20 protein-coding genes are annotated in these 24321 nt (G+C 51.6%); 4 read left to right on the plus strand and 16 right to left on the minus strand.

What is annotated here, in order from left to right; all coding sequences use genetic code 11:
* The first annotated feature begins 18 nt into the window (after positions 1-18).
* Complete coding sequence (locus LOS15_RS06625) at positions 19-960, plus strand: MlaD family protein (RefSeq protein ID WP_263069005.1); 942 nt, start codon at positions 19-21, stop codon at positions 958-960.
* Positions 957-1574 carry an ABC-type transport auxiliary lipoprotein family protein gene (locus tag LOS15_RS06630; RefSeq protein WP_263069007.1) on the plus strand — a complete coding sequence of 206 codons (618 nt, stop codon included), beginning with the start codon at positions 957-959 and terminating at the stop codon, positions 1572-1574. Before LOS15_RS06625 ends, LOS15_RS06630 begins: the two co-directional genes overlap by 4 nt.
* An 18-nt stretch (positions 1575-1592) precedes the next feature.
* Here LOS15_RS06630 and LOS15_RS06635 read toward each other — a convergent pair whose 3' ends face one another.
* The 10 genes from LOS15_RS06635 to LOS15_RS06680 all read right to left on the minus strand — a co-directional run bounded on the left by LOS15_RS06635 (position 1593) and on the right by LOS15_RS06680 (position 14155).
* Complete coding sequence (locus LOS15_RS06635; protein ID WP_263069009.1) at positions 1593-3479, minus strand: protein kinase domain-containing protein; 1887 nt, start codon at positions 3477-3479, stop codon at positions 1593-1595.
* A 9-nt stretch (positions 3480-3488) separates the two neighbouring features.
* Positions 3489-4769 carry a 2-oxo acid dehydrogenase subunit E2 gene (locus tag LOS15_RS06640; protein WP_263069011.1) on the minus strand — a complete coding sequence of 427 codons (1281 nt, stop codon included), beginning with the start codon at positions 4767-4769 and terminating at the stop codon, positions 3489-3491.
* Positions 4770-4786: 17 nt separating this feature from the next.
* The gene (locus LOS15_RS06645; protein WP_263069012.1) at positions 4787-5764 is read right to left on the minus strand and encodes an alpha-ketoacid dehydrogenase subunit beta; all 978 of its coding nucleotides are present in this window, start codon (positions 5762-5764) and stop codon (positions 4787-4789) included.
* Position 5765: 1 nt separating this feature from the next.
* Positions 5766-6968 (minus strand): thiamine pyrophosphate-dependent dehydrogenase E1 component subunit alpha, encoded by a 1203-nt coding sequence (locus LOS15_RS06650; RefSeq protein WP_263069649.1) that lies wholly within the window; start codon positions 6966-6968, stop codon positions 5766-5768.
* Positions 6969-7101: 133 nt separating this feature from the next.
* Positions 7102-7875 carry an ABC transporter permease gene (locus LOS15_RS06655; RefSeq protein ID WP_263069014.1) on the minus strand — a complete coding sequence of 258 codons (774 nt, stop codon included), beginning with the start codon at positions 7873-7875 and terminating at the stop codon, positions 7102-7104.
* Positions 7865-8833, minus strand: coding sequence for an ABC transporter ATP-binding protein (locus LOS15_RS06660; RefSeq protein ID WP_263069015.1), 969 nt, complete (start codon positions 8831-8833; stop codon positions 7865-7867). Before LOS15_RS06660 ends, LOS15_RS06655 begins: the two co-directional genes overlap by 11 nt.
* Positions 8830-10032 carry an ABC transporter permease gene (locus LOS15_RS06665; RefSeq protein ID WP_263069016.1) on the minus strand — a complete coding sequence of 401 codons (1203 nt, stop codon included), beginning with the start codon at positions 10030-10032 and terminating at the stop codon, positions 8830-8832. Before LOS15_RS06665 ends, LOS15_RS06660 begins: the two co-directional genes overlap by 4 nt.
* Before the next feature lie 3 nt (positions 10033-10035).
* The gene (locus LOS15_RS06670; RefSeq protein ID WP_263069018.1) at positions 10036-10944 is read right to left on the minus strand and encodes an ABC transporter substrate-binding protein; all 909 of its coding nucleotides are present in this window, start codon (positions 10942-10944) and stop codon (positions 10036-10038) included.
* A 101-nt stretch (positions 10945-11045) separates the two neighbouring features.
* Positions 11046-12464 (minus strand): cysteine--tRNA ligase, encoded by a 1419-nt coding sequence (cysS, locus tag LOS15_RS06675; protein ID WP_263069020.1) that lies wholly within the window; start codon positions 12462-12464, stop codon positions 11046-11048.
* 11 nt (positions 12465-12475) lie between these two features.
* The gene (locus LOS15_RS06680) at positions 12476-14155 is read right to left on the minus strand and encodes a glutamine--tRNA ligase/YqeY domain fusion protein (RefSeq protein ID WP_263069022.1); all 1680 of its coding nucleotides are present in this window, start codon (positions 14153-14155) and stop codon (positions 12476-12478) included.
* Between the two features lie 156 nt (positions 14156-14311).
* On the opposite strand from LOS15_RS06680, the gene LOS15_RS06685 reads away from it, so the two are divergent.
* Together LOS15_RS06685 and LOS15_RS06690 are read left to right on the plus strand one after the other, a co-directional pair.
* Complete coding sequence (locus tag LOS15_RS06685; protein WP_263069024.1) at positions 14312-14812, plus strand: peptidylprolyl isomerase; 501 nt, start codon at positions 14312-14314, stop codon at positions 14810-14812.
* Positions 14813-14827: 15 nt separating this feature from the next.
* A complete protein-coding gene (locus tag LOS15_RS06690) occupies positions 14828-15598 on the plus strand; it encodes a UDP-2,3-diacylglucosamine diphosphatase (RefSeq protein ID WP_263069026.1) in 771 nt (256 codons plus the stop codon).
* A gap of 125 nt (positions 15599-15723) precedes the next feature.
* Here the strand turns inward: LOS15_RS06690 and LOS15_RS06695 are convergent, their stop codons facing one another.
* The 6 genes from LOS15_RS06695 to tig form a co-directional block, all read right to left on the minus strand.
* Positions 15724-17541, minus strand: coding sequence for a SurA N-terminal domain-containing protein (locus LOS15_RS06695; RefSeq protein ID WP_263069028.1), 1818 nt, complete (start codon positions 17539-17541; stop codon positions 15724-15726).
* A 111-nt stretch (positions 17542-17652) separates the two neighbouring features.
* The gene (locus LOS15_RS06700) at positions 17653-17925 is read right to left on the minus strand and encodes an HU family DNA-binding protein (protein WP_007114333.1); all 273 of its coding nucleotides are present in this window, start codon (positions 17923-17925) and stop codon (positions 17653-17655) included.
* Between the two features lie 193 nt (positions 17926-18118).
* Complete coding sequence (lon, locus tag LOS15_RS06705) at positions 18119-20548, minus strand: endopeptidase La (RefSeq protein WP_263069037.1); 2430 nt, start codon at positions 20546-20548, stop codon at positions 18119-18121.
* A gap of 221 nt (positions 20549-20769) precedes the next feature.
* Entirely contained in the window at positions 20770-22050 is a 1281-nt protein-coding gene (clpX, locus tag LOS15_RS06710) for an ATP-dependent Clp protease ATP-binding subunit ClpX (protein WP_263069038.1), read from the minus strand.
* Positions 22051-22124: 74 nt separating this feature from the next.
* Positions 22125-22742, minus strand: a complete 618-nt coding sequence (clpP, locus tag LOS15_RS06715) for an ATP-dependent Clp endopeptidase proteolytic subunit ClpP (RefSeq protein ID WP_263069039.1) — start codon at positions 22740-22742, stop codon at positions 22125-22127.
* 65 nt (positions 22743-22807) lie between these two features.
* The gene (gene tig, locus LOS15_RS06720; RefSeq protein WP_263069040.1) at positions 22808-24160 is read right to left on the minus strand and encodes a trigger factor; all 1353 of its coding nucleotides are present in this window, start codon (positions 24158-24160) and stop codon (positions 22808-22810) included.
* Positions 24161-24321: the final 161 nt, after the last annotated feature.

Here is a 24321-nt window from a genome sequence, read left to right on the forward strand (position 1 = left end):
ACAACAGGAGTAACGCAGATGGAAACGCGTGCCCATCATATTTTGATTGGACTTTTCACTCTCCTTACGGGTGCGGGTGCCCTGCTATTTGCGCTATGGATGAGCTATGCAGCGGGTGAGCGGGATTATCAACCCTATCGCATTCTATTTGAGCGCAGTGTCAGCGGCCTCTCTGTGGGGAGCAGAGTCCAATATAACGGTATCGAAGTTGGCGATGTGACCGGCTTACAACTAAACCCTAACGATCCTCGTCAGGTCATTGCAGCGATACGTGTCTATGAAGATACCCCTGTTAAAATGGATACGCGGGCCAAACTCGCTTTTGCCAATATTACCGGCAGTATGTCGGTGCAACTGCATGGTGGCACCCCTGAAAGCCCCCGCTTAGTTGATCAGATGAGTGATGAGGTCCCTTTTATTCGCGCCGACCCCTCGCCCATCGCCACGCTATTTGACGAAGGCGAAGAGATGATTGAGAACATCAATTCGATTCTGCAAAACGTCAACGCACTTTTCGATGATAGCAATCGCGAACAGGCTGGCAATATCCTCGCGAATATTGCGCAAATCACCGACATGATCGCCTCACAGCAGGCGGTACTTGACGAAAATATGGCGCTGTTTGGCGATGTATCCCGCCAAGCCACCTCCACTCTGGCCAGCATTGACGCGCTTAGCCAGGAAGCGGCACAGTTACTGCGCGACGATGGCAAAATGGTCATGGCGAGCGCTGCTAGCGCCAGCGACGATGTCGCCAGTGCCGCACAGCGCATTGAGCAGCTGGTCAATGACAATGCCGGAGCCGTAGAGCGCACCTTGCAGGGGACACGGGATATCGCCCCCGCCCTGTCAGCGTTGCGCTCTGCGCTGAATTCACTGGATCGTATTACTCGCCAACTGGAAGAGAGCCCCCGAGACTTTCTCCTAGGTCGTGATCAGGTAGAGGAGTTCCGCCCATGAGCTTTCCCCAATCCCTTAACGTTGCCGCACTAACAGCTATTTTGCTATCGCTTGGTGGCTGCTCAATACTGCCTGAAAGCGAGCCTTCAACACTCTACCGGCTGCCAGCTTCTACGCCCGCAACAATGCCAGAGACAGCGTCGCCAGCACTGCCTATACGGCTTGGGGTGGCCACGCCTGAAGCGGGTCATTTACTAAGCAGCAATCGCATTGTGGTATACCCGGAACGCAACGTGGTCAATGTTTACGAAGGTTCACGCTGGCACGAAGATGCGCCTGATATGCTGCGAGCACGGCTGATCGCTGGTTTACAACAACGCCAGCTGTTTACGAGCGTAGGCAGTGACCGCCTTCCCAATGATCTACTGCTACTCAGTGAACTGCGCCATTTTCAGAGTGAGTACGACACCAACCCGCCCACTGTAAAACTGCAGCTAGATGTTCAGCTTGTTGGCGATCAAGACCCTCGTCGTATCAAAGCCACCAGTTTTTCAACCCGTGCCCAGGCCAGCAGCGTTGAAATAGCGGATGTGGTGGATGCCTTTGGCGAGGCAAGCGATGTGCTCACCGAACAGCTGGCGACATGGCTTGTCGAGCAAGCGCCTGATTTGTGAAAATTTTTTTAGCACTATTTATGGATGCTTTTTTAGAAATGCACGGGGGTTCTTGGGGTAATAATGCTCTGGCTGGCGCTCAAGGTGGGTAAAAAAGCGTGTGTCTTTATAGGGCATTTTCATAAATCCAGACACACCAAGCCCTTCGATCTGACTGACTGACTCCAGCATCCTTGCCAGCAAGCTGCAAAATTCTTGCTCGCGGCTGGGGTCAAGCAGCCGGTAATAGCTATGGATTTTGAGGTGCTGAGGCAGCGCTTCAAAAATAATCATCCCAGTATGGTGAATCTCGTTGAGCTGCTTAAGTATTTGAATAATGCGGTTAGGCAACACCAGTAGCTCTTCCGGGTCGGGGCCATCTTCAAAGTAGCTATGCTGACGCGTACGGTCCTCCATTTCTGGAACCGCACTTAGCTCATAATGGATCTGCATATCCGGCTCGCAATGAAATGCCTCATGGGCACTGGCGCGCTCTAGATGCAGCGTTTGGCGCGCATTAAATAAGCAGCTTTTAAAAATTCCCTGGCGATGAATAGCACGTGCCAAGTGCACCATGTTATTAACCGCTTCAATAAAAGCAGGCTTTAACGCTGGGTCATGCAGGTTAAGAGAGGAGTCAATATAAACGCCTTCTCGCTCCCAGCGCACTGCTAAGCCGCCCACGACGGGGTACCTTCCCAAGCGGCTCACCGAGGCCAGAAAGGCTTTTTCGGTCTCTCCCATCCCCTGCATAAACTGTTTGTAGTAGCGGTCCAGCTGTACATCATTGACGTCGTTAAGCGTTTCCTGCGCATTGGCCTCACGGAGAAAGGCTTTGCGTGAGCTGTATACGACCGTATCTATCTCTTGATACGCAGGGCGCGCCCAGACAGGCACAAGGGGCGATTGAAGAGCTACCGGCAGGTCAATCATGACCGCCCTGCCGAGGCGGGGCATCGCGCTTAAAAAATAGTCCCCCGCGCGACGACGCACCTGAGGATCAGGATCCAGCATGCCATCCAAGATGCGAGCAAACTCCATCGGTAATCCCAGAGCGCTTGCCGGGATGGCACGATGGCCAAAGCGGCATGATTGGGCGGAAGCAAGTGCGTAAAGCGTGCCCGCAACACCTTGCTCATCAAAGCGTGGCGATGAGAGCGCGCCATTAAGCTGCTCCTCACCAATAAAGTAGACATCACCTAAACGCGCATTGGTTTGCTGTAAGTTATCCGACATCAGCTCCATGACATTAGCGCCTACAAATTGGAGCTTTTCATCCAACTGCGCAAACACTGAGGAGCCCCAGTCAATCAACGCAATTTTCTCGGTTGAGGGATCAAAGACTAAATTGGAAGGTTTTATATCACCGTGCACGACGGGGCGAGCATTGGGCCCCGCTTCACGACGAAGCGATTTCAGGATATCCGCTAACTGAACGGCAATTCGAATAATCAGCCGCGGGGATAGTCTGCCCTCTTTTAACGACACTTGCTCAAGGTTCCAGCCGGGGGCGCGCTCCATCACCAGAATCGATTGGCCGCGAGTACGCTGATAGGCCACTAATTTAGGGATAAGAGGGTGGGCGACTTGGTCAAGCATGAACGCCTCTTCCTCAAGGCGCTCTTGCAGGTGCATAGGTAGAGTAATACGCGAAAACTTAAAGACGTAGTGATTAAAGACATGCTGGTTAAAGGCATGATGGGTAGGGAGATCATGAGCAGGTGCGCCTTGTTCAAGCGCACTGCCCGCAAACACAAACCCATAGGCTCCTTTGCCAACAAGCTCAATTCCCGTATAACCCAGTTGGGCGAGCTGTGTCTTGCACAGCGCCACCCAATCTTTAAGCTTCCGCGCATCATGGTGGCTTAGCAGATATACCGACTGCTCTTCGGGTATATAAAACTGCTGAAGCGGTGCCTGAGACATTAGCTAGCGCTAGCCTAAATGCAGCAGCATGGTTTCCGGCGCTTCTAAAAAGCCTTTCCAGGCGTTGCAGAAGCGCGCGATAGTACCACCATCAATAAAGCGATGATCCCCCGCCCAGGTAATGGTCATAATTGCTCGGCGCTGTACAGCCCCCTGCTCATCAAAGCGCGGCAGCCATTGGGTTTTACCAATCGCCACAATCGCTGCTTCAGGCGCATTAATAATCGGCGCTGCGTAAGTGCCGCCTAATGCGCCAATATTAGAAATACTGATGGTGCCGCCTTTGAGGTCAGCTTGGTCCACACGGCCTTCTCTCGCCGAGGTGGTTAACCGCCCTACTTCACGGGCAATATCCAGCAGTGTTAGCGTTTCAACGCCCTTGACGTTAGGCACCAGCAGGCCCGCCTTACTGTCTACCGCCATGCCAATGTTGCACTGGGCAAAGTAGTGTAACTCATCGCCTGCGGCATTAAGCTGGGCATTAACAATTGGTTCTTGAGTCACTGCCAGCGCCATCGCTTTCATAAAGAAAGGCATCAACGTCAGACGCTCGCCCAATGCTTCTACCTGAGGCTTTAAGCGCTCACGAAGCGCTAGAAGCTCGGTGACATCGATTTCTTCACCGTAATGGAAGTGAGGAATCGTCGTGGCAGACTCAACCATGCGCTTGGCCATCACCGCCCGGACGCCGCGCAGCGGCTCAACTCTCGGTGCCTGTGGTTCGTTTCGCGCCGCCTGACCAGTGACAGGGCTTGCTGGTGAGGGCACGGGTGCCGCTTGATCAAGATGCGCCAGCACATCTTCTTTTAGAACCCGACCATCTTTACCGCTGCCCGCAATATCGGTTAATTGCAATTCGTGTTCACGCACTAAACGACGTACTGCTGGGCTAGCAGGCACTTTGCCCAAGGGGCCTTTCTCTGTAGTAGCGCCCTTGTCAGCCTGCGAAGACGTTGCTGTAGAAGGCTGATTCGAGGGCTGCGCCTGCTGACTTGTCTTGGGCGTTTCAACTGTATCAGCACCCTTCTCTTTTTCTTGCGCGCCCGCTGCCTCACTGTTTGCTTCATAGGCATAAAGCGGTGCATGCACTTTGGCAACTTGGCCTTGAGGTACATAGAGCTTGGTCACTACACCTGATTCTGGTGCGGTAATCTCTACCAGCGCTTTATCGGTCATCACTTCAACAATGGGCTGGTCTTCTTCAATAAGATCGCCTTCTGCAACGCGCCATTCAACGACTTCGCACTCAACGATGCCTTCGCCGATATCCGGCAGCATAAAATCGCTCATTATTTTTCTCCCTGGCGCTAAAAGTTAACGCTTTCGCGAATCGCTTCAAAAATTTTTAAGTGATCGGGCAAATACTCTTTTTCCAGCACTAGCGGGAATGGCGTATCCAGCCCGGTCACCCGTGCAATGGGCGATTCCAGATAGAGAAAACAGCGCTCTTGAATGGTTGCAGCAATTTCTCCGGCAAAGCCACCCGTGAGCGGGGCTTCATGGCTCACAATTAGGCGGCCAGTTTTAAACACAGATTCTGCTACCGTGTCTTCATCCCAGGGGAGCAGGGACCGCAGGTCAATCACTTCGCAGGAAATGCCCTGCTCTTCAGCAAGTTCAGCGGCTTTACCTATCACTTCCATCTGTGCGCCCCAGCCCACTAATGTAATATCACTGCCATCTTTTACGATCTCCGCTTCGCCAATGGGCAGTTGGTAATCCTCTTCTGGCACATCGCCCACCGCGGCGCGGTAAAGTCGCTTAGGCTCAAGAAAAAGTACCGGATCAGGGTCGCGTATGGCTGCCAATAACAACCCTTTCGCTTGGTAGGGGTTACGGGGCACCACCACTTTTAGGCCCGGCGTATGGGTGAAGTAGGCTTCTGGCGACTGTGAATGATACAGCCCGCCTGAAATCCCACCGCCATAGGGGGTACGAATGGTTAAACCGCCGACGTTAAACAGATCCCCAGAGCGATAGCGGAATTTGGCCGTTTCATTAACAATTTGGTCAAATGCGGGGAAGATATAGTCGGCAAACTGAATCTCTGCCACCGGCACGGAGCCTTGAGCCGCTAATCCGTTGGCAAACCCAATAATGCCCTGCTCCACCAGCGGCGTGTTGAAGCAGCGTGCTTTGCCGTACTTGTCCTGTAGATGACTGGTGGCTCGAAAAACGCCACCAAACACACCCACGTCTTCACCAAAGCAAATCACTTTTTCATCTTCGGCCATGGCGATATCTAGGGCGTTATTAATCGCCTGTAACATATTCATAGTAGGCATCTTACGCATCCCCCTGGGCATCAGTGGCCGTATCAACGTCGAGATCAAGTGACTTGGCACCTTTTGGGTACGCGTCTGGATAGCGGCGAATATGGCGCTTGAGCTGGTCTAGCTGGCGCTGTAACGCGGGGGTGACGTCGGCATAAACATCACTAATTAAGGATTCAAGTGGCGGCGGTGATCGCTTTTCCGCACGCTTCAGGGTGTCCAGAACCTCTTTTCGTAGACTCTCCTGCTGAGCGGCTTCCTCTTCCTCGCTCCACCAGCCTTTCTTAACAAGCCACTTCTTTAGACGTAACAGCGGGTCTTTTGCGCGCCAGATCTCTTCTTCGTCCTTTGAGCGATAACCCGAAGGATCATCAGAAGAAGAGTGTGCAGCAAGACGGTAGGACATTGCTTCGATCAACACCGGCTGGTTTTTCTCTACAGCAATTTTGCGAGCTTGAGTAGTCGCTTCAAAGACCGCGAGCGCATCGTTACCGTCTACGCGAATGACATGCATGTGATAGCCGAACGCCCTAGGCGCGATACCGTCGGCAGCAAACTGCTCTATTGCAGGGGTTGAAATGGCGTAGCCATTGTTGCGGCAGAAGAAAATAACCGGCACTTGGTGTACCGAGGCCATATTCAGCGCAGCGTGGAAATCACCTTCAGAGGCAGCACCTTCACCAAAAAAGGTCAGTGTGCAGTGGCCATCTCCCGCCAGTTTTTGGCCGTAAGCATAGCCTGTCGCCTGTGGAATTTGCGTCGCCAAGGGAGAAGAAATGGTCATGTAATGCAGTTTGCGCGAGCCATAGTGGATCGGCATTTGCCGACCTTTGCCATAATCCAGCTCATTGCCGAAAAGCTGGTTCATGAACTCGTCAATGGTGAAGCCACGATACATGAGGGCGCCCTGCTCGCGGTATTGCGCCATAATCATATCAGCGTCGTTAAGCGCGGCGGTTGCTCCAACAACAGCAGCCTCTTCACCGGTGCACTGCATGTAGAAACTTAACCGCCCCTGACGCTGTGCCGCTAGCATACGCTCATCTAGAATGCGGGTTGCCAGCATCGCTTGATAGAGCCGCCTTGCATGGTCTCGCTCAAGGGCTGGCTCGCTGGCACCTTCATAAAGCTCTCCCTCTGGGTCGAGCAAACTAAAGGTATCGATGGAAAACTCGTCACCGGTCAAAAATGCCGGCTGATGTACATACTGTGTCATCATTATTATCCTTGTTTTGCCCCTTTTGAGGGCAGTGTTGTCGGTGCTGACCTTTTATGCCAGTGGATTTATCTGACACGGGTCAACGCAACACAAGGACATTAACTCAGTAGGCTACTTTAGGGGATACAACTTAAGACGCAGAAAGGCGGGAACGCAGCTTTTTTTGGTAAACATCAAAGAAGCTATCGACCGTCAACGCTAGGAGTGCAATCAGAAAAGCCCCCTGCACGACATAGGCCATGTTGTTATTCACAATACCGGCAATGATAGGGTCGCCCAAATTACTGGCACCTACCGTCGCACCCAGCGCGGCAGTGGCAATATTAATGGTTACCGAGGTTCGAATACCGGCTAAGATCACCGGTGCTGCTAATGGCAGCTCAACACGGCGCAGCACCTGCCAGGGCGTCATGCCCATGGCTAATGCCGCCTGTTTAACATCAGCGTCTACCCCTTTAAAGCCAGCTAAGGTATTACGTACGATCGGCAGCAGCCCGTATAGCATAAGCGCCACTATAATCGGCAGCGTACCAAACCCAAGCGTGGGAACCGCGAGTGCGAGTACGGCAACGGGTGGAAACGTCTGCCCTAGGGACGCCAACTGCCCTACTAACGGTAAAAAGTCCTGCCCTCGCTGCCGGGTGACAGCAATGCCTGCGAACACCCCCATAAAAATCGTGAACACCGCCGCAACACCCACTACCAGTAAGTGGCGACCCAGAAGAGTATAAAACTCCGCACGCTGATAGATCACTTGCCGCGCATCAGGCTCTAGCCAGCGGAATACGCTCTCCATGTAGGGCATAGTCAGCACGGCGGCGGCTAACAGTGCACCCCATATAAGTGGTAGTACCCAACGATGGCTAGCGCTTGACGAGGATGGCGTGCGACAACTAATAAGCATCGCGTACGCTCACCTTATCGATCTGGGCTTCTTTAACAATTTTTCGCAACGATAGCTCACCAATCGGCATATCCTGCTGATCAACAACGGTTAACCGGTCACTGTGGTCACGCAGCATCATGGAAAGTGCTTGACGCAGTGAGTACTCTCCAGGCACACGCGACTGTGCTGGCAAGCTTTGCCCTAGGGAGGTCATGTGATCTTTCACGCGGGTCAGCGCTGCCTGCTTAAGGCCTCGCTCAAGGCCTCCGAGCAATGAATCGACAAAGGGGTCTTCCGGATGCTGCAATAACGCCAACGGCGTTCCCTGTTGAACAATGCGACCATTGCGCATGACGACTAAATGATCAGCAAGCTTTAGCGCTTCATCCATATCGTGAGTGACGAATACCACCGTTTTATGAAGCCGAGCCTGGAGCTTGGCCATTTCATCTTGGAGCTTTTCCCGAGTGATAGGATCCAAAGCACCAAACGGCTCGTCCATTAATAAAATATCAGGATTAGCGGCGAGCGCTCGCGCAACGCCAACCCGCTGAGCTTGGCCACCCGACAGCTGATGAGGGTATTTGTGAGAAAACTCCTCTATCGGCAAGCCTAAAACACCCATTAACTCTTCTACCCGCGCAATAACTTTATCGCGCGGCCACTTTAACAGTCTAGGAACCAAGCCAATGTTGCGCGCCACCGTCCAGTGAGGAAAGAGCCCCGTGCTTTGAATCACATAGCCAATCCGGCGACGAAGCTTAACAGGGTCGTAACTCTGAATAGCCTGACCGTCCAGCAAGATATCGCCTTCACTATGTTCAATAAGGCGATTAATCATGCGTAAGGTGGTGGATTTACCACAGCCAGACGTACCGACCAGCGCACAGAACTTTCCCTTGGCAACCTGCAGCGATATGTTATCAACAGCAGTCTCTTCGCCAAAGTGCTTTGATACGTGGGATAGTTCTATCATTCATGACCTCCGGGGCGAAGCGCTTCTGCCAACGCCCCTATGCCTGCATCGACGATCAACGCCAACAGTAGAATAGGCAGTGCACCGAGTAGCACCATGTCCATTGCAGCCTGGCCTAAGCCCTGGAAAATAAAGGTACCCAGCCCCCCCGCTCCAATCAAAGCAGCCACTGCGGTTAAGCCGACTGCTTGGACCGTTGTAATACGTAAACCCTCTAGCACTACCGGCAAGGCTAGAGGAAGGCGGACCTGCCAAAAACGCTGACTGCTGCGCATCCCCATCGCTTTGGCGGCTTCCAAGGTGTCGCTACTGACTTCCTCTAACGCGGTATACGTATTACGTACCATCGGCAGCAAACTGTAGGCAATGAGTGCAATTAACGCAGGTGCCGTACCAATTCCACTGACACCTAGCTTTGCCAAAAAAGGAATATTTGCCGCCGCCCAGGCCAACGGCGCTAGCAGCAATCCAAACAGCGCAATACTAGGGATGGTTTGTAGAAAATTGAGCAGTGAAAAAGTGATTTTTTGCAGTTTTGTATAGCGCCGCATGAGCATGGCCAGCAGTAAACCTGCCACCACGCTTACCCCGACGGCCGTACTAACTAATTGGAGATGCTGACGTGTGGCGCGCCAAAACTGCTGATCGCGGGCCTGGAACTCCTGCACCAAGGCTAAATCCTGCAGCCATGATGATGTACATAACCACCATATAACGCCGACAAAACTTAATAGTAGCGTCGTACTCAAGCGAGACAATCCCAGCCGAAGGCGCAGCTCGACCAAACAGAGCAGCAGAATAAATAGCAGGGACCAGGATGCGGCACCAACGCTGACGCGTGCCTGAGGTAGCTCAGGATTTACTAGCCAATGACTGGCAACAATAAAACCGAATGGCATGAGCAACAGCATTACGACGACCAGCGCCAGCATTGCCCAATAATAAGCCTGCGTTGTTCGTAACGCTAAAACGCATAGTGCACTGATTAATAGCGAAATCAGCAGTGCGCCGAACCACCCGATGGCATCCAACAGATGATAAGAAGTGCCGGGCACAATTCGGTTAGGCGCTACGCTGACGGGGCTTAACAGCCATATAACGGCCAACATCGCTACGCCCAAGCTCAACAACACCGTATTAGGGGGCGCTATACGCCGGTGCAGCTTGGTCGGGATGGGCAGTGCATTGTTTAATGGCATTCATTAGTCATCCAGGCTATCAAGATAGTCACTGGCTACCTTATCTGGCGAGAGGCCGTTCACAGCCACATCGGCGTTAAGTTTTTGTAGGGTAACAAGATCCAGCGTAGCAAAAATATCGTTTAGCAGTGCCTCCATCTGTGGGTAGGCCTCCAAAACCTCTTCACGTACCACAGGCGCTGGTTGATACACTGGCTGAACACCTTTGGAATCCTCTAGCACCACGAGGCCTAATGCACTAAGACCGCCATCAGTGCCGTACGTCATGGCACCATTAACGCCGCTGGTTTGCTGCGCCGCTGCGCGCATTGTCGCGGCGGTATTGCCGCCAGATAGCACGAGTAATTGGTCGTCTCTTAGCTCAAAATCGTAAGCTTCTTGAAAAGCGGGTAATGCCTGGGGCGACTCGACAAACTCGGCACTGGCTGCGAATTTAAATTCGCCATCCCCTGCAAGATAGGCAGCTAAATCATCCAGAGTGATTAAGCTGTTGGCTTCAGCCACATCTTGTCGAATGCTCATTGCCCAGGTGTTGTTGGCACTCGCGGGCTGCAGCCACACAAGTCCTTGCTCTGCATCCCGTTCTTTTACCGCTTGGTAAGCATTAGCAGCATCATTCCACACCGGGCTATCGGTCATATCAAAGAAAAATGCACCGTTACCGGTATATTCTGGGTAAAGATCAACTTCCCCCGCTTGAAGGGCGCTACGCACCACACTGGTGCCCCCTAACTGCAAACGGTCTTGAGTCTCAATATTGTTGCGTTCTAATGTTTGGATGATCAACTCACCCAGAACCGCGCCCTCGGTATCAATCTTTGAAGAGACAACCACGGGATTATTGGCATTAGCTGCTGAAAAAACCAGAGCTGACAAACAGGCCGCAAGTGCAGGTTTCATGATAGAGCGCATCTTAGTTATCCTTTTCATAAGCGTCTTGTAGGATCACTTCAGTATAAGAGCTAACGGCGTTGAAGTCAGATGCCGCTTTCGCGGCATCTGGCTTTGTAGCGTTACTGAGGCGTTTCAATCACCCAGGTAGTTCCTTCCCGGGAATCTTTTAGAATAATACCTAAAGCGGCCAGTTCGTCACGAATCGCATCCGCCTGGGCAAAATCCTTATTGGCTTTTGAAGCCTGACGCTCAGCAATTTTGCTCTCAATCTCAGCTTCGCTAAGTGCCACCTGCTGCTGAACACCTTTAAGAAAGGTCTGAGGCCTCTGCTGCAAAAGCCCTAACACACCGGCTAAACGCTTCAACTCGCCTGCCAGGCGCGGAGCTTCTGCCGGCTGGTCGCTTTTTGCACGGTTAAGATCACGGGCTAAATCAAACAGTACCGCTAATGCTTCGGGCGTATTGAAGTCATCATCCATCGCCGTTGTGAAGCGTTCGCTATACGTAGCAAGCGCTTCTTGACCAACAGTTGAGGCGTCTTGACTCTCTTGCTCTTGCACCTCAACACCGTCCAGCGCGGTGTAAAACCGGGTGAGCGATTTACGTGCCTCAACGAGTGAATCAGCCGAATAGTTGATGGCGCTTCGGTAGTGACTAGCCACTAACAGATAACGTACAACCTCTGGATCATGCTCAGCCAGCACATCACGGATAGTGAAAAAGTTGCCCAACGATTTTGACATCTTTTCCTGATTCACCCGAACGGCACCTGCGTGCATCCACGTATTTACGTAGGTTTTGCCGGTAGCCGCTTCAGATTGAGCGATCTCATTTTCATGATGGGGAAAAGTAAGATCAGGTCCACCACCGTGAATATCGAACGTATCGCCCAAGCAGCACGTTGACATAGCTGAGCACTCAATATGCCAGCCAGGCCGCCCATCGCCCCATGGAGAAGGCCAGTGAACCTCGGTAGGCTTAGCAGCTTTCCAAAGCACGAAGTCGAGGGGGTCTTCTTTATGAACATCCACCTCTACACGCGCACCCGAGCGCATGTCATCCAGTTGACGGTTATTCAGCTTGCCATAGTTGGTAAATTTACGTACCCGATAATAGACATCACCATTCGCAGCGGGATAGGCAAAGCCCTTCTCAATCAGCGTTTCGATCATGGCAATGATCTCGCCTATATGCCCGGTAGCACGCGGCTCGTGGCTCGGCGGCAATACGTTCAGACGCACTTCGTCATCATGCATTGCATCGATCATACGCTCCGTCAGTGCACTGATGGTCTCGCTATTTTCATCAGCGCGCTTGAGGATCTTGTCGTCGATATCAGTGATATTGCGTACGTAGTTTACTTCGTAACCACGGTGGCGCAGATAGCGGGTAATCACATCAAAGGCCACCATTACCCGTGCGTGGCCAAGGTGGCAATAGTCATACACCGTCATGCCACAGACATACATGCTTACTTTACCCGCGACGAGCGGGGTAAACGGTTCTTTGCGGCGTGTCAGCGTATTGTAAATCTGCATATGACGTTTCCTTAGCCCTTCTGTTTGATTTTCGCCCAGCTATCTTTTAATCCTACGGTGCGGTTAAACACCGGCTGCCCTGGTTTGGAAGCATGACGGTCGGCACAGAAATAACCTGTTCTCTCAAACTGGAAGCGATCTTCCGGAGCTGCGTCCGCCAAGCTGGGCTCGCCAATCGCCTGACAAACTGCCAGAGACTCTGGATTGAGGTGGTCTAGGAAATCGACATCTTTGTCGCGATCGGGCTGCTCAACCAAGAAGAGGTTTTCGTACAGGCGTACTTCCATGGGCACACCGTAAGCCGCGCTAACCCAATGAATTACGCCTTTCACCTTGCGGCCTTCTGGGTTTTTACCCAAAGTATCGAAATCTACCGAGCAATGCAGCTCTGTGATCTCACCCGCGTCGTCTTTAATCACATCATCACAGCGTATAACGTAGCTGTTGCGAAGACGTACTTCCTTGCCGGGCGCTAAGCGGAAGAACTTCTTGGGCGCATCTTCCATAAAGTCATCTTGGTCGATGTAAAGCTCACGACCAAACGGCACCTTACGCACGGCCATATCGTCACGTGCGGGGTGACCGGGCACTTCGTACATCTCTTCATGGTCTTCAGGGACATTCGTCAGCACTACTTTAAGAGGTTTCAATACGCACATTGCCCGCGGCGCGTTGTCCTCAAGGTCTGAGCGGATCGCATGCGTTAGCATGGCAATATCCACTAAACCACCGTCGGCGCGCGTCACACCGATCATCTCACAAAACTTACGGATAGAAGCTGGCGTATAGCCACGACGACGCATGCCAGAGATGGTTGGCATGCGCGGGTCGTCCCACCCATCGACAATTTGCTCGTCAACCAATAGCTTTAACTTGCGCTTAGAGGTTAGCGTATAGTCAAGGTTCAGACGGGCGAACTCAATCTGGCGTGGTTTCGCTGGCACGGGAAGGTTGTTTAAAAACCACTCATACAGCGGACGGTGATCTTCAAACTCCAACGTACAGATAGAGTGAGTAATCCCCTCAATGGCGTCAGATTGACCGTGGGTAAAGTCATAAGAAGGATAGATTTTCCACTTATCACCGGTCTGATGATGATGAGCATGCCGGACACGGTAAAGAATAGGATCACGCAGATTGATATTAGGCGAGGCCATATCAATTTTAGCGCGCAGCACTTTCCCGCCTTCCGCAAACTCGCCGACACGCATCCGCTCAAGGAGATCAAGGTTCTCTTCCACACTGCGCTCGCGGTAAGGGCTTGGCTTGCCGGGCTCAGTTAATGTGCCGCGATATTCACGGATCTCATCTGGCGATAGATCATCCACGTAGGCCTTGCCTTCACGGATTAGATGTTGAGCCCAAATATATAGTTGATCGAAGTAATCCGATGCAAAGCGCACAGGGCCAGCCCATTTAAAACCCAACCAACTGACATCTTCTTTGATGGCGTCAATATACGCCTGCTCTTCTTTCGCTGGGTTGGTGTCGTCAAAACGCAGATGACACTCACCACCCAACTGCTCCGCCAACCCAAAATTTAAACAAATCGACTTAGCATGGCCGATATGCAGAAAGCCATTGGGCTCAGGGGGAAAGCGTGTGACAATTTTGCTGACCTGGCCGCCCTCAATTTCGTCGCGTACTTGGTTGCGAATGAAGTTCGGCGCTGGGGTGGTCTCGTTGGTCATGGTGGTGTTAATAACCTCATAGTGGATGGTGCGCTAGGCAACCGATGCCTACGCTAATAGGGTTAGCGCTTCGCGGCGCTGGACAAAACCGCTATTATAACGTGACGCCGATGCACAGCGCCAAGGCGAACGCCTTTATTGAACAGGAATTTATCTATGATCGTATTACAGACCAACCACGGTGACATTACTATTGCGCTTAATCATGAAAAAGCGCCGGTTAGCGCGGCTAACTTTGAACAGTATGTGCGTGAAGGATTTTACGACGGCACGCTCTTTCACCGTGTCATCGATGGCTTCATGGTACAAGGCGGCGGTTTTGATCAAGACTTTAACCAAAAGCCGACCCGCGACCCCATTGAAAACGAAGCTGACAACGGCCTGCAAAATACCATAGGCACGTTGGCAATGGCACGCACCCAAGACCCTCATTCTGCCACAGCACAGTTTTTTATTAACGTAGGTGACAATAGCTTCCTCAACCATAGCGGTAAAAGCCTCCAAGGCTGGGGCTATGCTGTCTTTGGCGAAGTGGTTGAAGGTATGGAGATAGTCAACAAAATTAAGGGCGTTAGCACTACGCGCCGGGGTATGCACGCTGATGTCCCGTCTGAAGATGTCATTATCGAGCGTGCATTCGTTAAAGAAGCAGAATAAACGCCTGGGAGACTTATGCGCACTTTGTTGGTAGCCGACATGCATCTAAGCAGCGATACTCCTGAGGTTAACCAAGGGTTTTTTCGCTATTTAGAGCAAACTGCACAGGGGGCAGACGCCTTATATATTTTAGGTGACCTCTTCGATGCCTGGATCGGTGATGACCTTCTTGATACACCTCACCCACTGAGCGCAGTTGCCCATGATGTCATCAAGCGGTTACGCAAACTTAGCAGCAACGGAACAGCCGTTCATTTCCTACATGGTAATCGTGATTTTCTAATCGGTGAGCGTTTCATCAATGCCTGCCAGGGAAATCTGCTACCCGAAGCCCAAGCCGTTGAGCTTCAGGGCGTCCCAGTAGTCATACTGCATGGCGATAGCTTATGTACCAGGGACGAAGCCTATATGGCGTTTCGCCAACAATCACGGGATCCGCAGTGGCAGGCACAAATATTAGCGCTCCCTCTGGAGCAGCGTGTAGAGCTGGCAAAAAGCTTACGTATGCAGTCCGGCGATGCCAACGCTAATAAAGCCGAAGAAATCATGGACGTTACCCATGATGAAGTCGTGAAACTAATGGCACGTTGCGGGGTATCGACCATGATTCATGGACATACCCATCGCCCAAAAGTACATGATTTAACCGTAGAGGACGTTCCCGCCAAACGCTTTGTGCTAGGCGACTGGGACAACCAGCACGGCTGGGACGTATTGATTGAGCAAACACCGGAGCACCATGCTGTTCCTGTGCTGCGCCAGTTCGCACTCGACGCTCCGCCGTAGCCGTAGCCGTAGCCGTAGCCGTAGCCGTAGCGAATAGAGCGAACAAAATGCCATTGAAAAAGCCGATCGTATCGATCGGCTTTTCAATTTAAAGGCTACCGAATCGCTACACGAACGCTGATGGTTTAGCGCTCAATCTCAGCATCGCGATGCAGGTCGTCGATCAGTGCCTGGATGACCGATTGAGCCCGTAGCTGTTCAGCCATTTGTGCCACAAACGTGGTTATTTGCTCATTCACATCACCCGCCGACACATCGTCTAATGCTACCACTGCGACACTTTGCGGAAGCGTTACAGCACGGTAAACACTCTGTCCTTCTTGAGGACGGGGCATGCGGAACACTTGCTGCACAAGTGCTTGGGGCAACGTACTATCAGACTGGCGCGATACATTGGCAGCCTCAAGCCATGAAACATCTACATCGTTACCTGACTCTAACGCTGAAATAATACGCGCAGCCTCGTCCTGAAGTGCTTCTTGTCGCTGCTGTGCAGTGACGGCCGTTTCAACTTCATCACGTACGTCATCCAGCGGTAGCAGGGTAGGCTCTCGATGCTCTGCAACGCGTAAAACCAAACGACGGTCATCGTCAAGCTCGATCACTTCGCTGTTGTAGCCCTCTTCAAGCACATCAGCACTGAACGCTTCGTCTAACACTCCAGGCTCGGATAGCACACCCTCGCCTTCGCCACGTGCAAGCCAGTCTGTTTGGCTAAGCATCAAGCCAAGATCATTCGCAACAGTTTCCAGATCATCAGCGGCAAAGCTCTCATCAATTAAGCGCTGCACTTGGCGGTTAAAGTCATCGCTCACTTCACGCAGCGCGACTTCTTGCTGCAGCGTCTCACGCTGATCCTCAAACGCTGGCGCCTCAATCCGTGTCACTTGCAAAATATGGAAAGCACCATCCATTTCGACCAGCTGAGACGTCTCCCCTTCACCCAACGCAAATGCCGCCTCATCAAACGCGTCACCGAAGAAACCGCGGCTAATAACCCCGAGGTCGCCACCCTCTTCTGCACTGGCTGTATCGTCAGAGTAACGTAAAGCTGTTTCAGCAAAGGGTTCGCCCTCTTCTAATGCCTGAAGCGCTACTTCAGCACGCTCTTGCGCCTCTTCACGGCTACGCTCTCCACCAAACGTCACCATGATATGAGACACTTGGCGATCGGCATTGCGATTTTGCTCACGCCACGCTGCACGCAAGTCATCTTCATCAACCTCACGTCCAGAAGCCATTTCCTGGCGATCAATCAGGACATACTCAACGCGCACTTGTTCGGGGCGCTCAAAACGTGACTGATTGGTGTCGTAGTAATCCTGCATCTGCTCTTCCGTCACGTCGATATCCAGCTGAATATCGTCGGCATTTAACATTGAGTAACGGAAACTGCGCTGCTGACGCTGCAACTCTGCCAGGCGTTCTTGTTCACTGGCCAAACTAAAATCGCTAAATGCCAGCCCTTGCTGAAGGTGTTGACGATTAATATCTACGCGTAACTCTTCTCTGAATGAGAGCGGCGTATAGCCAGCACCGGCTAGGCGGTTACGAAACACCTCGGATGAGAAGCGACCATCTTGATCATGGAATTCAGGGAGGCCCACAATGATCTGGTCTAATTGGGCTTCAGATACATAAAAGCCGCCATCTTCAGCATACTGAGTCAACAGCTTTTGGGTAATAAGCTGGTCAAGCATATCGTTACGCAAAGCACGCTCTTGTTCTGGCGGCACTTGCCCGGAACGTAGTGCACGCTGAACCTCAAGCTCTACCTGCTGCCGCATAATCGGCTCGCCATTGACGCTTGCCACTTCATTGGGATCACTACCGAATACGCTAAACAGCGATTCAATGCCGAACAGCGCCATGGCAGCCACCATAACACCGATGATTATTTTGGCACCCCAGCTTCTGGAGCCGTCTCGAATACTTTGCAGCATGCTAGCCTCAGATTATTACAGCAAAACTCATCGCCCAAAATAACGGGCTAGAAAAGAATATGGGCGCATCGCGGATGCGATGCGCCCATTAGATCACAGAATATACGCCAATTAGTTGACGGCGTCTTTCAGCGCTTTACCGGCTTTAAAGCTGGGAACTTTCGCAGCGCTGATTTGAATTGGCTGACCCGTCTGCGGGTTGCGACCTGTACGTGCAGCACGCTCTTTAATGGCGAAAGTGCCAAAGCCTACCAGTGAAACACTCTCGCCTTTTTTGAGGCTATCGGTGACAGACTCCACCATGGCATCCAATGCGCGGGTTGCCGCTGCTTTAGGAATATCAGCAGACGCGGCAATAGCTTCAATCAGCTCGGACTTATTCACACTTCACCCCTTAACTGTTTCAAAAAATGGCTCTGAACGGCGCAATCACCGGGTGCTACAACCTCAAAGCATAGCTGCGTTTTATAGCAATGCCTTGAAACACCTGTCAAGCGACCGAACCGTGGGATGCCGTTCGCGCAAGGCAATCGGCAAACTTATTACGTAATATTAAAGCTCCAAAGAACCCTAATGCTTAATGCGTGCTGACTACGGCATTCGAACTAAAAGACGTATCAGTACCTTTTAACGAGGCGCTGTCGTCGACTTGATCGTTCGTTAGCGCTATCGCTAACACCTCATCTATCCACTGTACGGGACGAATATCAAGTGCACCTTTGATATTTTCCGGTACTTCCTTGAGATCTCGGCGATTTTCCTCAGGAATCAGGACGGTCTTTATACCACCGCGGCGCGCTGCCAGCAATTTCTCCTTTAAACCCCCGATGGGTAAGACCTCTCCACGTAGGTTAACTTCACCTGTCATTGCCACATCGCAGCGTACGGCGCGCTGCGTATAGGCCGATACAATTGCGGTCACCATCGCTATACCCGCACTTGGGCCATCCTTGGGAGTAGCACCTTCGGGGACGTGTATATGGAGATCTTCGTTCTCAAACCGCTGAGGATCAATCCCATACTCATGAGCACGAGCCTTAACCACTGTTTGCGCAGCGCTGACTGACTCTTTCATTACGTCGCCGAGCGAGCCAGTTTTATTAATACGCCCTTTACCCGGGGTAACGACAGATTCAATATTGAGCAGTTCACCACCTACAGATGTCCAAGCAAGCCCGGTCACCCGACCTACCTGGTCCTCTTTTTCCGCCAGTCCATAGCTGTAGCGACGAACGCCCGCATAGGTTTCTATCTCTTCAGCCGTTAGTACTTGGTCAGCTTGTAATTTACTGCCTTTCTTCTCATTAGAAACACGTTCCGCCTCAAGGCGTTCACGCAGCACTTTCCTACATACTTTCGCGATCTGGCGTTCTAGCTCGCGCACACCTGCTTCACGCGTGTAATAGCGCACTAGTTCTAGTAGTGCATCATCCTGCAGAGCAAGCTCATCAACCTTAAGACCGTTGGCTTCCAGCTGTTTGGGCAGCAGGTAGCGCTTGGCGATGGCAAGCTTCTCGTCTTCGGTGTAACCCGGCAGCCGAATAATTTCCATCCGATCAAGCAGCGGGCCTGGAATATTCATCGAGTTCGCCGTGCAAATAAACAGCGTCTCGGATAAATCATAATCCAACTCAAGGTAATGATCACTAAAGCTATTATTCTGCTCAGGATCAAGGACTTCTAGCAGCGCCGAGGAGGGATCACCACGATGATCCATACCTAGCTTATCAACTTCATCAAGTAAGAAGAGCGGGTTTTTCACGCCAGCACGGCTCATCCGCTGCATCAATTTACCCGGCAGCGATCCGATATACGTACGCCTGTGACCACGAATTTCCGATTCATCGCGCACCCCCCCTAACGCCAAGCGTACATACTTGCGGTTAGTCGCACGTGCAATAGACTGCCCCAATGAGGTCTTACCCACACCTGGCGGCCCAACTAGGCACAGCACCGGGCCTTTCATCTTACGTACGCGCTTCTGTACCGCTAAGTACTCCAGTATGCGCGCCTTAACTTCTTCCAGACCGTAATGATCCTCGTCTAGCACCTGCTGCGCTTTTACCAAGTCATGCTTAACCCGCGTACGCTTCTTCCAAGGAACGGCAATTAGCCAATCCAGATAAGAGCGAACGACAGTGGCTTCAGCCGAATTAGTTGCCATCATTTTCAGCTTGTTCAGCTCTTGCGTCGCTTTTTCAGCCGCCTCTTTAGGCATACCTGACGCTTCGATGGCCTGCTCGTACTTTTCTGCTTCATTGGGAACATTATCCAGCTCCCCCATCTCTTTTTGGATGGCTTTCATCTGTTCGTTGAGATAATACTCTCGCTGTGTCTTTTCCATCTGCTCTTTGACGCGAGAGCGGATGCGCTTCTCTACCTGAAGCAGATCAATTTCAGACTCAATGAGTGCCATCAAGTGCTCGATACGGTCGCGTACACGATCCATTTCAAGCAGCTCTTGCTTGTCACCAATTTTCAACGACAAATGAGCGCAGATGGTATCCACCAGACGGCTCGGGTCTTCAATTCCAGTAAGAGAATTGAGCACCTCGTTGGGGACTTTCTTAGATAGCTTAACGTACTGCTCAAATTGATTTAACAGCACGCGAACCAAGGCTTCTTGCTCGCGTTGGGTAAGCGGCTCACTCTCACGCGCCGTTAAGTAGGCTTGCGTATAGCCTGCTTCATTTTCTTCTATCTCGACGACATCAGCGCGAAAACTGCCCTCAATAAGCACTTTGACAGTGCCATCTGGCAACTTCAGCAATTGCATAATATCTGCCACGGTTCCCATGGCATATAAGTCTGCATTGTCCGGATCATCCTGAGAAGCCTCGCGCTGAGCCACCAGCAGTACACGCTTATCGGCCTCCATCGCCGCTTCCAGGGCTTGGATAGATTTTTCACGGCCAACAAAAAGAGGTATAACCATTTGCGGGTAAACAACCACATCCCGCAACGGCAACAAAGGTAGACATTGTGTCTGTTCGGCGTTCTGCTGCATCGCAGACGTTCCTCAAATTCGGATGTGTACTTGAAGGGTACTTAGACAAGCACCTCACAGTATAAAAGTAACTTTCGCAACAATTGCATAAGAAACCATGCAAAAGCATCGTGCTGAAAGCATGCGACGAGATGGATTATGCCTAATAGCAGGGGGCCGCCTAGGCGACCCCCTGGTTCAACACAAGCGGCATACGCTAGGCCGCAGCGTATGCCAATTGGCTAGCCGTCAGTGCCATCAACACGAGCTTCCTCTTGCTGAGAATAAAGCAACAGTGGCTCGCTTTCTCCGGCAATCACGGATTCATCAATAACCACTTTGCTGACACCTTCAAGCGAAGGAATCTCATACATCGTGTCAAGCAATACAGATTCAAGGATAGAACGTAGGCCACGAGCACCGGTTTTCCGCTCCATTGCCTTCGTCGCCACCGCACGCAGTGCATCGTCTCTAAACTCAAGCGACACATCTTCCATTTCAAAGAGCTTGGCGTATTGCTTAACGAGCGAGTTTTTAGGCTCTGTTAAAATTTGCACCAATGCATCTTCGGTCAACTCGGTAAGTGTAGCGATTACCGGTAGGCGGCCGACAAACTCAGGTATCAAACCAAATTTCACTAGGTCTTCTGGCTCAACATCTGCCAGTAGCTCGCCCACACCCCGCGAAGACTCTTTACTCTTCACGCTGGCGTTAAAGCCAATGCCGCCTTTTTCAGCACGGTCTCGGATAACCTTGTCTAGGCCAGCGAAAGCGCCCCCTACAATAAACAAGATATTGGCGGTGTTAACCTGAACAAATTCTTGCTGCGGGTGCTTGCGACCACCTTGAGGCGGCACTGAGGCAGTTGTGCCTTCAATAAGCTTCAGCAACGCTTGCTGAACACCCTCACCTGAGACATCCCGAGTAATCGATGGGTTATCAGATTTGCGCGAAATTTTATCGATTTCGTCGATATAGACGATTCCGCGCTCAGCTTTTTCGACGTCGTAATCACACTTCTGGAGCAGCTTTTGGATGATGTTTTCAACATCCTCACCCACATAGCCTGCTTCCGTCAGCGTTGTTGCATCAGCAATAGTAAAGGGCACATTTAATAGCCGCGCCATGGTTTCTGCCAGCAGTGTTTTACCACTACCGGTTGGACCAATGAGCAGAATATTAGATTTACCTAGCTCCACATCGCCGTCACGCACGTCTGTTTTCAGGCGTTTATAGTGGTTATAAACCGCTACAGATAGCACCATTTTGGCGCGATCCTGCCCGATGACATAGTCGTCTAATGTATGACGTATTTCGCGGGGCGTAGGTAAACGCTCCTCATCGCTCTCGGCATCGGCTTCGAGAACTTCCTCGCGAATGATGTCATTACATAAGTCGACACACTCATCGCAGATATACACGGACGGGCCTGCAATTAGCTTACGCACTTCGTTTTGATTTTTACCGCAAAACGAGCAGTAAAGCAGCTTGCCACCTTCGTCCTTGCCTTTGCCGTCGGCCATTCGCGTACCTCTATCACTGCGGCGGCTCACGCCGCCGGAAAAGCTCGTTAGAAAAGCACAATCCTATTACGCTATCAGGATGTTGGGCGCTTATCCAGCACTGCATCAATCAAGCCATACTCTTTGGCTTTATGAGCACTCATAAAGTTGTCCCGATCGGTATCGCGAGCAACTGCTTCAAGCTCCTGACCTGTGTGATGCGCCAGAATCTGATTGAGTTTTTCGCGGATTCCCAATATTTCACGGGTGTGAATTTCAATATCTGACGCTTGCCCCTGATAACCGCCCAACGGCTGATGAATCATTACCCGAGAGTTGGGCAAGCAATAACGCTTACCGGCCGCACCAGCTGTTAATAGCAGCGCACCCATACTGGCGGCTTGGCCAATACATACGGTAGAAACATCAGGCTTGATAAACTGCATGGTATCGTAAATTGACATACCCGCCGTTACTGAGCCGCCTGGCGAGTTGATATAGAGATGAATATCTTTATCAGGATTCTCTGACTCAAGAAACAGCAGCTGAGCCACAACTAAATTCGCCATGTAGTCTTCAACTGGGCCTACCAGGAAGATGACACGCTCTTTTAGCAGACGTGAATAAATATCGTAGGCCCTTTCCCCTTTGGCGCTCTGCTCAACCACCATGGGCACTAAACCGCCGGCGTTTTGAATATCAAACTCACTCATTCGGGTGATTCCTTGCGTCCGGTAAGGGAAAGGCGCATCGCAAAGGGATGCGCCACGCGACGACGTTAGGCGTTAGCCTGTTCGCCCTCTTCGACATTTTCATCCTGCTCAGCCTGCTGCTGAGCGGCTGCCAATGCTTGCTGGTAAGACATTTCAACGTCTTTAACGTTTGCCTGCTCAAGCAGCTTCTCTACCGCTTTCTCTTCTAGAATGGCAGATTTGACCTGGGTTTTTAGCTGCTCATTACCCATGTAGTAGCTAACTACTTCTGATGGGTCCTGATACTGCTCTGCCAGCTCTTCAACCTTAGCCTTGATGGCGTCGTCGTCAGCATCCAGCTCGTTGGCCTTAATAACTTCAGCCAACAGCAGGCCTACTTGAACACGGCCTTTGGCTTGCTCTTCAAACAGTTCGTTAGGCAACTGGCTAACATCAAAATCTTCACCTAGACCAAACTGCTGAGCAGCCTGACGTTTCATGCCATCTGTTTCTTGCTGAACCAGTGCACTGGGTACTGGTATTTCATTCGCGTTTTTCAACGCATCCAGAACCTGCTGCTTAACGCGATTGTCGATCGCCTGAGCCGCTTCGCGGGTCATGTTTTTCTTAATTTCTGCACGGAACTGGGCTTCATCACCACCTTCCACGCCAAAACGCTCAATGAAGGCAGCATCAACGTCAGGCAGCTTCTGGGTGCTAACCTTGTGGACGGTGACGTTGAACGTCGCTTCTTTACCGGCCAGGTGCTCGGCTTGATAGTCATCGGGGAAGGTAACGCTGATAGTTTTTTCTTCACCCGCTTTAGCGCCGATCAACTGCTCTTCAAAGCCAGGGATAAAGCTGTTAGAGCCAATAACGAGTGCATGGCCTTCAGCGCTTCCACCTTCAAACGGCTCATCGCCCAGGAAGCCCTGGAAGTCGATAGTTACTTGATCGCCATCAGCAGCGGCAGCATCTACTTCTTCCCACTCAGCGTTTTGCTTACGCAGGGTATCGATCATTTCGTCGACATCTGCATCGCTGACAGTTACCACAGGACGCTCAACGTCAGTACCTTCAATTGAAGACAGCTCAATCTGCGGATAAACCTCCATCAGGGCAACAAACTCAAGGTCTTGACCTGCTTGGTTAACCTTAGGCTCAATTTGCGGGAAGCCCGCAGGATTGAGGCCCTCTTCAGTAATGGCGCGAACATAGCGCTCACGCATTACTTCGCCAACCACTTCATTACGTACACTATCGCCATAGCGCTGACGAACTACTGCCATCGGCACCCGGCCTTGGCGAAAACCATTCAAGCGAACGTTTTTCGCAGTGTCTTTCAAGCGAGCGCTGACGGCCTCATCGATTTCTGAAGCCGGCACTTGGATGGTGATACGGCGTTCGATCTGGGAGGTCGTCTCGACGGAAACTTGCATGAATTGTCCTCTAGCGGCTGGGCGTTGTGTTGATTACGTATAATAAGTTCAAGGGGCAATTTTAAGAACCCTAGCGCATGGTGGCAAGCGCCATGCTCGCAAGATGGGGGTCAGAAGCATCAAATACAAGGGAATAGCCATTAATTACCGCGTTCAAAACG

The sequence above is a fragment of the Halomonas sp. 7T genome, assembly GCF_025643255.1.
Taxonomy (GTDB): Bacteria; Pseudomonadota; Gammaproteobacteria; order Pseudomonadales; family Halomonadaceae; genus Vreelandella.